A 9,784-nucleotide genomic window follows, 5' to 3' on the forward strand; every position below is an offset into this window, starting at 1 on the left:
CAGGCGACAGGGGAAACTGGAGGGAGAAGGTAAAAATTGCACCTTAAAACGCGCATTAAACGGATAGTGCCTGTTTTAAGGTGCATGAGGTGAATTTAAAATTTTCGCTAAAGTGACACTCAGGGTTTAACTTTGCACAAAATTTTAAACCAGCGTGGTTAAGGGCTGTATCCGCCGCAGCATAAACATCACCACCGAACGCTGCGTATTCAGCACCTGCCGCCGCCATTCGAGCGCCATCAGCGCATCGCGCAGTTCATCGCTCGCGTCCGGCTGTTGAATGGCTTCCTGCAACGCCACGCCTCCCGAACGGTTGTTGTCCAGATTACGCCAGCGCAGATAGCTGACGCCGGAGCGCGCCGGGTTGCTGCACAGGATCAGTGGTACGTTGCGTCCCGGCAGTTCATACACCGCCTGTTTCAGCATCGGCTGGCGTTGTTGCAGTTGCGCGCGCAGCGTCTGTAATTCCCGCACCAGCGCTCGCAGCTCTCCCTTACCCTTAAAGGCCTTTAAAAGGCCCTTTAGCGAGCTTTTGCGGGCGGCGCTTTCTTCGTCGTCGTCATTGTTCATCACGCAGGATCTCCGCAAGCATCTTTTTGGGCAAATTCCCGAGCTTATGCGCCATCGACTGCGCCAGCGGACTGTTCGCCCTCACGTCGGCGCGGCTCACGCCGGTGGTGCGAAAGCGGTTCACGAAGCTGAACACCTGGAGCATCAGGCGTGGGATGGTGGCAATGAAATCGCGCTTCTCCGCCTGGGTTATAAGACCGAGATGCCAGGCAAGCAGGGTGCGGCGGACCAGCAGATCGTAATCAATCAACTGCTGCAGCAGGCGTGAACCGGGCGGTGAGAACAGCGCCAGCGGCAGGATGAATTCGGTCGGGGACGGATTACTGACCTGCGTGGTGTGGATAGCGCCCGGCAGGCTGGCGAAGGCTTGGTCCAGCCGACGATTTTTTTGCTTCAGCAGGTGCGCGATCAGGTTCAGGCGGATGCGCAGTTGCTTCAGCCAGTGGGCGGCCCACGGATCGTCGGCCTCTTCGGCGCGCAGCAGACGCCTGAGTAACGCCAGACAGAGCAGCATGCCAGTGGGATGCGCCTGCCACAGCCGGGCGGCGACGCGGGTGTGCAGGGTGATGCGGATATCGCTGAACAGGGTTGTGCCAGGCATCGGAAATTCTCCATGGATTCAGATGCCCGCAGTGTCGGTCCGCGCAATCAGTGAGGCGACGGGAAACCCATCTGGTCCACAGAAAGTTAATTTCACCGATGAATGAGGCTTGATTGATAGCTGCTATGCCGGATTTATGCGGTGCGCATAAAATACGGGCTATCTGCGCCAGCGCCGAAGCTGATTGAACTCGCCCCGTCTGGCCTTCTCCAGCGTTGCCAGCAGATAGGCGAGGGGGCGGTGGATATCGTGGGCGGCGATCCGCCACAGGCAGTCGTCCAGAACCTGCTGGCAGAGGGCGAGTTCCATATTGCGCATCGCGCGTTCGGCGGCGCGGCGCTCGCTGGCGCTGAAGGGATTATCCACAGGCCAGTGCAGGTCTGGCGTACGCTTTTGATGTTTATTGTGTAAATCTGTACCAGTATGTACGCAATGCGGCTCAGGTTGCCCGCCAGCTCCCGCCACATCACTGAGTCTTAATTGAAGACTCGGGCATTTTTACTGAGTCCTCGATTAAGACCAGGGGCGGTCTTCAATGGAGACTCAGTGCAGGTTCGTCCACTATCCACAGGTTGTTGCAGGGTGAGCAGCAGCACGATGGCGATGTTGCGGATACGCCGGTTGCGGTGGCGGGAGCAGGCGGTGAGCAGCGTCAGATATTCGCTGTCCATCCGACAGGCATCGTCATGAGTCAGTGGTGCATCATGCAGGGCGTAGAGGTTGCCGGTGATCCTGCCGCTTTGCTCGTCCCGCAGCCGCTGGCACAGGCTCAGCCAGCGGGTGATCCGCAGCATCATCAGCGCGTTGCTGACGGTACTGCGCGAGGCCTTCTCGCCCTCAGGCTGGTCGGAAAGCCAGCCCTGCAGTTCGTTGTAGGAGGGGAAGACGCCGCTGCCGTCGTCGCGGGCGTGCAGGCGCAGCAGTTGCCACGTGAACTTGTCGCGCGGGGAGAGGTTGCGCGCCAGCAGCAGGCGCTTCGGCACGCTCTGCTGCGGGTTGCCGAGAAACAGCAGCCGATCGTCACTCTTCATGCAGCAGTTTCTCCTGAGTCCACTGGCGCAGCAGGTTCCAGATAACCGTCAGCGACAGGTCATGCTCGCGGGCCATCGCCATCATGGCGGTCAACGCTTCGGGTGAGTCGAGCTTGTTCACGCCCGTCTTCTGCCACTCATTCCACACCAGCGTCTCCACCTGCTCATCCGGAGCATTGTTGCGCCCTTGCCGGACAAACAGGCCAATCAGCCGTCGCCGGGCGCAGACCTCCGGCGTGGAAAGGCCAAAGTAGTGGTTGATGAATTCGATGGAAGCGCCGAGCGACAGGGCTTCCTCCAGACGCTGCTGGAACAGCCGCTCCTGCTCCATCCTCGCCAGCATCCGGCCCAGCATCTCGTGGTCAATGTGGGTGGTGATGAACTGTACCGCGCTGTTACTGAGAAACAGGATGTCGTCGGCGGTAAGACGCGTCAGCTCGCACAGCTCCTGCGGGCTGAAGCCGAGCGATTCGCAGTAGCGGATCTGTCCCTCCTTCAGCGCCTGGACGATGTGGGTGAGTACTGCCTGGTTAACTGAGGGCGTCATGGCGAACCTCCCGTAACCGCCGCTGGCGGCACAGGCTAATAAGCTGCATCAGTTGCTGGATCTGAGCGTTGTCGTAGTCCGGCGACAACAGCAGTTCGAGGGCGGGCATCGGCGTGCTGGTGTCGCCATTCAGGGCGGCTAGTACCTGATAGCAGCGCTGTGCCGCCGGGTGGGGAAAATCGTGGCAGGGCGCGAGGGTGAAACCGGCCGGAGCGCTGTCGTCAGGCTGGATACAGGCGTCCAGTCCCCAGTAGGCAAACAACGATCGGGCCGTATTCACCAGCGGTGAGGGCCTTGGCTCATCGGGCACAGCGGATTCAGTCGGTGGTTCAGGCTCTGGTAGTGGTGCTTTTTCCGCTTCCGGCGGTGGCGGCCAGAGGACCTTTTCGGCTGGTGGCCCCAGCAGCGCCTGCCGCTTGCTCTGGCTGTCGCTCAGTTCCGCCAGCAGCGTATTCCAGCTTATGCCGCTGCGACAGCTCATCTCGCCAAGCAGTTCGTCCTGCACCAGTTGCGGTACCACGGCTTCCGGCTCGCCGTTAAAGGTGACAAGGGCGGTGCTGAACAGGTCGGCAAATTCGGGCTGGCGTTCCAGCGGCATCAGCTTTGCCCAGACCTGTTCAGCTGCGCTGCGCAGTGCCAGCAGGCGATCAATAACCTTTCGGGTAAGGCCGCCGTATAGCGCGTTAGGGATGCAGGGCAGCAGCCAGTCTACGGTCTGCAACATCCGGCTGATTTGCGACTGGCTGACGGGATAGCCGTCGCGGGTGAGTTGCTCCGCCAGTGCCAGCTGCGTCGGGCATTCAATACCTGCCTCGAGGTAAAGATCGCGCAGGTGCAGGATCCCTTCCGCGCGTTCGATAAACATCAATCCGTTATGCAGGTCGCTTTCCGCCAGATGGCCGATCAGGCACTGGACTTCACCTTGCTGCGGTGACAGCGTTTCTGGCCACGGTCTGAACGGCCAGCAGACTCGGTGGTAACGTTCATCCTGCGTCTCATGCCACAGTTCATTGAGGATGGCGAGGCGCGTATTCCCGCCGCTGGCGAGCATATATTTTTCATCACCGGGGCGACGGGTCAACACTGGCGGGTTATCCAGCCCGCGGGCAAGAATTGACGCTTTCAGTACGTCATAGCCGGGATTGCGGGTGACACGGGGATTGAGGGAGAACGGCTGGATTTGCTCCAGACTGACCTGGACTATCTCCTGTTCTCCGGTAGTGCTGGCACCGTGAAGCCAGCGGTTGAGCAGGTGTGAAGCGCACATAATCTTCCTCCGGCATTCAGACATCGCGGGTAAGCCGGATGCGCTGGTGGATCCAGGCATCCACCTCGCTTTCCAGCCAGGCGACGTGGCGGCTATTGAGTCGGATGGACGGCGGAAACTGTTGCAGCTGGATTTGTCGATAAATCCACGATTTACCGAAGCCGATTTTGTCTTCCACCTGGCGTAAGCGTAAAAATCTGTCGCTATTCATAACCATTCCTCCTGTGTCCAGAGTCGTTCACATCAGCACGATGGACGTGGTTATCAAAGCAGCAGCGTCCCTGCCAGGCAGTAAAAATCCTTATCTGGGTTAGTGAGAGTTGTTAGTTGAAAGGGTTAGTTGACCGCGTTACGGCGGTGCGCCGCGCTGGAGTGCAGTTTTCAACGTCTCGGCGCTCAGCGGCAGGTGCATACCTTCCTCACGCGCCCAGCATTCGAAAATGTTCAGCAGTTTGTAGGGATGCTCCAGCATTTCATCGTCCAGTTGCGGGTTGTGCTTGCAGGCCAGCCACAGCAAACGCGAAAGCGCGGAGCTGATCCGCTCCTTTGATTCCGGCTGATGACGGGTCAGGAAGGCTTCAAGATGAGTGCGACGGATGACGAACAGTGCGTCAGGAGGCAGTGTGTCCTGCAGGTAGCAGACGGACAGACTGAGCCGGGATTTCAGGTTATTGCGGCCATTGCCATACAGCTGGCCAATCAGCAGGTGTAGTTCTTCCTGAAGGTTGTTTTGCGTGGCGAGCAGTTCCAGTAAAAGCTCCCGCAACGATTTGCGGCAACAGAGTTGGTAGTAGCTGTCGTTCTCATCGCAGACCACGATGCCAATCTGGTTGCAGCAGTGGGTATCTTTGGGGCAAGGACGATTCAACGTTTTCGCCAGTTGCTGGTGGAGCAGCAGGCGCTCAAGGCCGATTAACGGCAAATTCCACAGATGGCTGGTGGTCAGTTGCAAAGTCGGGTCGCGTCTGCATGGCGGAGAGTTCGCCATCACTTTACGGTTGCCGGGTTTGTTGCATTGCGAAGGCGGAAAGGGCGGCTTGCTGAATCGGCAGGCAAAGCGGCAAGGAGGATTGAGTGGTCTCAGAAGTACGGGCGAGGGGAAGTAGACTGAGAGAGGCAGATCGCCGTGCAGGGCATGACGGATCAGGTCTGCAGGCAGCAACGTGATGTTGTGCTGCCTGATGACTTCTGCGGCCTCGTCCAGCGTCAGCCACTCCTGGCGGATTTTGTGTGGGGACATGGCGTGTTCCTTTTTGTGTTGTTGGTTGCGTGTAGTGCTTGTTGATTGTGAAAACCGGTGTGAGATGTTTTTGCTAAAACAACTAACCTGACCAGTTTAGTTAACGATCTTTTCAGACATAATCTGGGAGATATCTGCTCTGATCAGTTAATGGTTAATGTGCGGCTCCTGTAATGAGTTACAACAGGATCACTGATGGGTATTGGAGGGGGATTACTTTATTGCTGCTGTGATACGTCATATAAAACATATAAAGTTTTTTGAAAACATAATATTAACTTGTGTTGGTAGGGGCATTTTTAAAACCACTTGGTAGGAGCATCGTTACCATTTCCCCTTATGTGCATGAGCATGATCCAACTTGAGCGGCATAGCATCCGCGTGTCCAAAGCTACGGTTGAACGCTGCAAGATGGCAAGGTGTACAAAGATGCACTTTTCCATAGTTACTGTCGGCATATGCCCGGATTGGGCTAATGTAACTGTGACATTCAGCACAGTAATGTTTTTCGGTGACGATTTTTCCCCTCCGGACTTTTAGTATCAGCGGACCGTGCTCGCCGCTAACGAGATTATCGTAATCGCTGGTCGCAATATTAAAGCGAGTCGGTTTCCCATGTCGTTTAGCAGAAGAGTCGGTCTTTTGTTGGTGAGTTCCTAATGCTTTAAGGATTTTTTTCTGGGAGTAAGGTGATAAGACAAATCCCGGATTATTGGCTTTCGACATCTAAGCTTACCTTCAGTTACTTTTCTTAAACTCACTCAGTGTGAGGCCTTCGTGAAGGCATCAAACCGGAAACTGCGCTCTAAATCTATGATCAGGATCACTCGATAGTCATCATCAATAAATCACCCATTTGTTCTGATCCTAGCCATGGCATATCACCTGCATGCCGATTACAATCATTACTTGATTTTTGCGAGCAGCATTCCGGATTTTTGATGACAAACACCATGATAAAAAATGACAAACGCTGGATTGGCGATCTGCTGGGCGGTTCGTTGATGGTCCGAGAGAGCCGAACCATTGCTGAACTGTTGCTTTCTGAACCAGATGAAGCGACCTGGCAGCAGCAAATAATCAATGAAAATATTCTTCAGGCTTCCTCCACAAGCACTGCAAATCGTTATGCCCGAACCTTAAGGCTGCGATTAATGACCTTGGATCGGGGGGGCTGGAAACTGATTGCTGATGGCAGTGAAAGCGAACGTCTACAAATGCTTTTGGTTGCATTGATGATCCAGTCTCCAATTGTTGCAGAGTTTATTGCTGAGGTTGTAAATCCGGCTCGTCAACAGTTTAAAGAAAAACTTGGTATGAACTGCTGGAGTGAATTTGTGGATGAGAATCTGCGATTGCACCCGGAGCTGGCTGCTTTCTCTGATTCATCTATCCAAAAAATGGGTAACAATCTGATTAAGGCACTGGCAGAAGCAGGTTACCTGGATAGCCCACGCCGCCGGAACTTACAAAACGTTTTCCTTCTACCAGATGTTGCAACGGCCTTGCATCGTTTAAACAAAGCCGAATTGCTTCCTGTTCTGGAGGGTAAAGCATGAATGATCCGATCCTTGAATATCGTTTAAAACAGTTAGAAGAACGTATCGGCGACGACCGTTTTTTGAAAAACCAAGGCTCCGGCAACGAGATTGGCTTCTGGATCTTTGACTATCCGGCGAAGCAGGAGCTTCAGGTCCGCGAGTATTTACACTTTTTATTCAAAAAACTGGATAAAAAATATACCTATAAAACACTCAATATCTTCCAGGTCATCATCGATATGCTTGAAGAACGTAAGCTCTTTGACCGTATCTGCCAGCGAGAGCCTGAGCTTGGCCTTGAGACACTGAAAAAGCATCTGGCAGCCCCGCTGAGCCAAAAAAAAATCGCGGAATATATTGCGCGTACGGTCGATCTTCCGGCACAGCAATTTGTCATTCTGACGGGCCTCGGTAACGCCTGGCCATTGGTTCGCGGTCATGAGCTTATGAGCGCACTTCAGGACGTGATGGGGTTTACACCACTGCTGATGTTCTATCCTGGCACCTACAGTGGATATGATCTTTCTCCACTCTCAGGCATTAACTCGCGTAACTATTACCGCGCCTTCAGACTGGTACCAGAAACCGGACCTGCGGCGACTTTGACTCCTCGTTAAAAGACGACAGCAATGAATATAGAAAAAATTTTTGAGAAACCGCTAAAACGTAATATTAACGGCGTGGTTAAAGCCGAGCAGACCGACGACGAAAGCGCCTGGATAGAACTGGATGAGTACGTTATCACTCGGGAGCTCGATGGCCACCTGCGTCAGTTCTTTGAAGTCTATGCCCCAGCTACTGGACCAGGGAGATTACAGCTTGCCGATAAAATGGGCGTCTGGGTTTCAGGCTTCTTTGGATCCGGTAAATCACACTTCATTAAGATCCTTTCCTATCTGCTGGCGAACCGCGAAGTTAGCCACAATGGCGTCACGCGTAATGCGCTCTCCTTCTTTGAAGAGAAAATTGATGATGCACTGCTATTGGCCGATATTCGGAAATCGGTTCAGCATCCGACTGATGTCGTTCTATTCAATATTGACTCACGTGCGAATGTTGAAGATGGCGTGGATGCCATCCTCAAAGTCTTTCTAAAAGTTTTTAACGAACTGGCTGGTTATTGTGGGGACTTCCCGCATATTGCACACCTGGAACGTGAGCTCGATAAGCGTGGACAGTTTGATACCTTTAAAGCCGCCTTTGCGGACATCACCGGCTCTCGTTGGGAAGATGAACGTGATGTTTATCTGATGATAAACGATCAGATGGCTCAGGCGCTGAGTGTTGCTACAGGCCAGAGTGAAGAGTCTTCTCGCCAGTGGATCGAACAACTTGATAAGAACTTCCCACTGGATATTAAAAATTTCTGTACGTGGGTTAAAGAGTGGCTGGATAGTCAAGGCAACCGCAACATTCTGTTTATGGTCGATGAAGTTGGGCAGTTCATTGGTAAAGATGCACAGATGATGCTGAAGCTGCAAACCATCACCGAAAACTTGGGCGTTATTTGTGGCGGACGCGCATGGGTGATTGTGACCTCCCAGGCTGACATTAATGCTGCCATTGGCGGTATGAGCAGTCGCGATGGTCAGGATTTCTCCAAGATTCAGGGGCGTTTCTCAACGCGCTTACAACTCTCCAGCTCGAATACCTCAGAAGTTATTCAGAAACGTTTGCTGGTGAAAACCGATGCGGCAATACCGGAGCTGGAAACTATCTGGCAGGAAAAAGGCGATATTCTGCGTAACCAGTTGGCGTTTGACACGACAACGACAGCTACACTGCGAGCCTATACAAACAGCCGCGAGTTCGTGGATAACTATCCGTTTGTACCGTGGCATTACCAGATCCTGCAAAAGGTCTTTGAATCCATTCGTACCAAAGGGGCGGCTGGTAAGCAGTTGGCAATGGGGGAGCGTTCTCTGCTGGATGCCTTCCAGTCGGCAGCCGTCCAGATTTCTGCCGATGGTCTGGATAGTCTGGTACCGTTTTGGCGTTTCTATTCAGCGATTGAAAGCTTCCTGGAACCTGCAGTTAGCCGCACTATTATTCAGGCCTGCCAGTCTCCGTCACTGACGGAGTTTGACGGCAAACTGCTAAAGACGCTGTTCCTGATCCGCTACGTTGATGTGCTGAAAAGTACGCTCGATAATCTCGTCACGCTCTCTATTGAGCGTATTGATACTGATAAAGTGGAACTCCGTCGACAGATTGAAGCCAGTCTTAATCGTCTGCAGGCTGAGATGCTGATCTCGCGTATTGATGACAAATTCGTTTTCCTCACTAACGAAGAAAAAGAGATCGAAAATGAAATCCGCAATATTGACGTAGAATTCACCACCATCAATAAGCAACTCTCAACCATCATTTTCGAAGAGATCCTGAAGAACAAAAGATATCGCTATCCAGCCAATAAGCAGGATTTTGATATCAGTCGTTTTTGTAACGGACATCCGCTGGATGGTGCGAATCTTAACGATCTGGTGGTTAAAGTGCTCACGCCACTGGACTCGAACTACGAGAGCTATAAGGGGGCGCATTCTAATAGTCTGCTGATGACGGACAGTAAGGACTGCATCTTAATTTGCCTGCCTGATGAGGCTCGTACCTGGCAAGACCTGACCATGTACGCGCAGACCAAAGCCTTCCTTAGCAAGCAAAGCGGACAGCGCCCTGAACAGGCAACGCTGTTGGCAGAAAAAGGCCGTGAAAATGGCATGCGCGAAAAAACGCTGAAGGCGCAGATCGAAGGCTTGCTTGCTCAGGCTGATGTCTGGGCGCTGGGCGAACGGCTGGATAAGAAATCCTCTTCGCCGTTAGCTATCGTGGATGCAGCCTGCAGTTACGTTATCGAGAACAGTGACCTGCTCCCCGTTGATTAGTACACCCCGATGTTAGTAATGTCTTCATAAGCCACATGAGGACATCCCCATGAAGAAGCGTTTTTCCGATGAACAGATCATCAGTATTCTCCGCGAAGCCGAAGC

At 53.4% G+C, this 9,784-nt stretch carries 11 protein-coding genes and 1 pseudogene; 4 read left to right on the plus strand and 8 right to left on the minus strand.

The window, feature by feature from the left end:
• Nucleotides 1-144: 144 nt before the first annotated feature.
• Together C3451_RS21815 and C3451_RS21820 are read right to left on the minus strand one after the other, a co-directional pair.
• The gene (locus C3451_RS21815; protein ID WP_063851008.1) at nt 145-570 is read right to left on the minus strand and encodes a DUF3158 family protein; all 426 of its coding nucleotides are present in this window, start codon (nt 568-570) and stop codon (nt 145-147) included.
• The gene (locus C3451_RS21820; RefSeq protein ID WP_063851010.1) at nt 560-1,171 is read right to left on the minus strand and encodes a PFL_4669 family integrating conjugative element protein; all 612 of its coding nucleotides are present in this window, start codon (nt 1,169-1,171) and stop codon (nt 560-562) included. Before C3451_RS21820 ends, C3451_RS21815 begins: the two co-directional genes overlap by 11 nt.
• A gap of 141 nt (nt 1,172-1,312) precedes the next feature.
• Between C3451_RS21820 and C3451_RS24635 the strand changes: the two genes are divergently transcribed.
• Entirely contained in the window at nt 1,313-1,582 is a 270-nt protein-coding gene (locus C3451_RS24635) for a hypothetical protein (protein ID WP_223862234.1), read from the plus strand.
• A 65-nt stretch (nt 1,583-1,647) separates the two neighbouring features.
• Here the strand turns inward: C3451_RS24635 and C3451_RS24640 are convergent, their stop codons facing one another.
• From C3451_RS24640 to C3451_RS21850, 6 genes are all read right to left on the minus strand, one after another.
• Nucleotides 1,648-2,202 (minus strand): STY4528 family pathogenicity island replication protein, encoded by a 555-nt coding sequence (locus tag C3451_RS24640; protein WP_223862235.1) that lies wholly within the window; start codon nt 2,200-2,202, stop codon nt 1,648-1,650.
• A complete protein-coding gene (locus tag C3451_RS21830) occupies nt 2,192-2,749 on the minus strand; it encodes a DUF2857 domain-containing protein (protein ID WP_032670637.1) in 558 nt (185 codons plus the stop codon). The genes C3451_RS24640 and C3451_RS21830 overlap by 11 nt, the downstream gene beginning before the upstream one ends.
• Entirely contained in the window at nt 2,733-4,016 is a 1,284-nt protein-coding gene (locus tag C3451_RS21835; protein ID WP_063851012.1) for a ParB family protein, read from the minus strand. The genes C3451_RS21830 and C3451_RS21835 overlap by 17 nt, the downstream gene beginning before the upstream one ends.
• A 16-nt stretch (nt 4,017-4,032) precedes the next feature.
• On the minus strand, nt 4,033-4,227 hold the full coding sequence (locus C3451_RS21840) for an AlpA family transcriptional regulator (RefSeq protein WP_001561320.1): 195 nt from the start codon (nt 4,225-4,227) through the stop codon (nt 4,033-4,035).
• A gap of 138 nt (nt 4,228-4,365) precedes the next feature.
• A complete protein-coding gene (locus tag C3451_RS21845) occupies nt 4,366-5,256 on the minus strand; it encodes a hypothetical protein (protein ID WP_063851014.1) in 891 nt (296 codons plus the stop codon).
• A 324-nt stretch (nt 5,257-5,580) separates the two neighbouring features.
• The gene (locus C3451_RS21850) at nt 5,581-5,982 is read right to left on the minus strand and encodes a hypothetical protein (protein ID WP_124304412.1); all 402 of its coding nucleotides are present in this window, start codon (nt 5,980-5,982) and stop codon (nt 5,581-5,583) included.
• Between the two features lie 215 nt (nt 5,983-6,197).
• Here C3451_RS21850 and C3451_RS21855 point away from each other — a divergent pair, with 215 nt between their 5' ends.
• From C3451_RS21855 to brxC, 3 genes and pseudogenes are all read left to right on the plus strand, one after another.
• On the plus strand, nt 6,198-6,815 hold the full coding sequence (locus tag C3451_RS21855; protein ID WP_063851016.1) for a DUF1819 family protein: 618 nt from the start codon (nt 6,198-6,200) through the stop codon (nt 6,813-6,815).
• Nucleotides 6,812-7,414: a DUF1788 domain-containing protein gene (locus tag C3451_RS21860; RefSeq protein WP_058675377.1), complete on the plus strand. Its 603-nt coding sequence runs from the start codon at nt 6,812-6,814 to the stop codon at nt 7,412-7,414. The genes C3451_RS21855 and C3451_RS21860 overlap by 4 nt, the downstream gene beginning before the upstream one ends.
• A gap of 12 nt (nt 7,415-7,426) precedes the next feature.
• Nucleotides 7,427-9,658: pseudogene (brxC, locus tag C3451_RS21865) on the plus strand (BREX system P-loop protein BrxC); the annotation flags it as partial.
• Nucleotides 9,659-9,784 lie beyond the last annotated feature (126 nt).

The sequence above is a fragment of the Enterobacter sp. 301B genome (assembly GCF_003850715.1).
In the GTDB taxonomy this organism is placed as follows: Bacteria; Pseudomonadota; Gammaproteobacteria; order Enterobacterales; family Enterobacteriaceae; genus Enterobacter; species Enterobacter intestinihominis.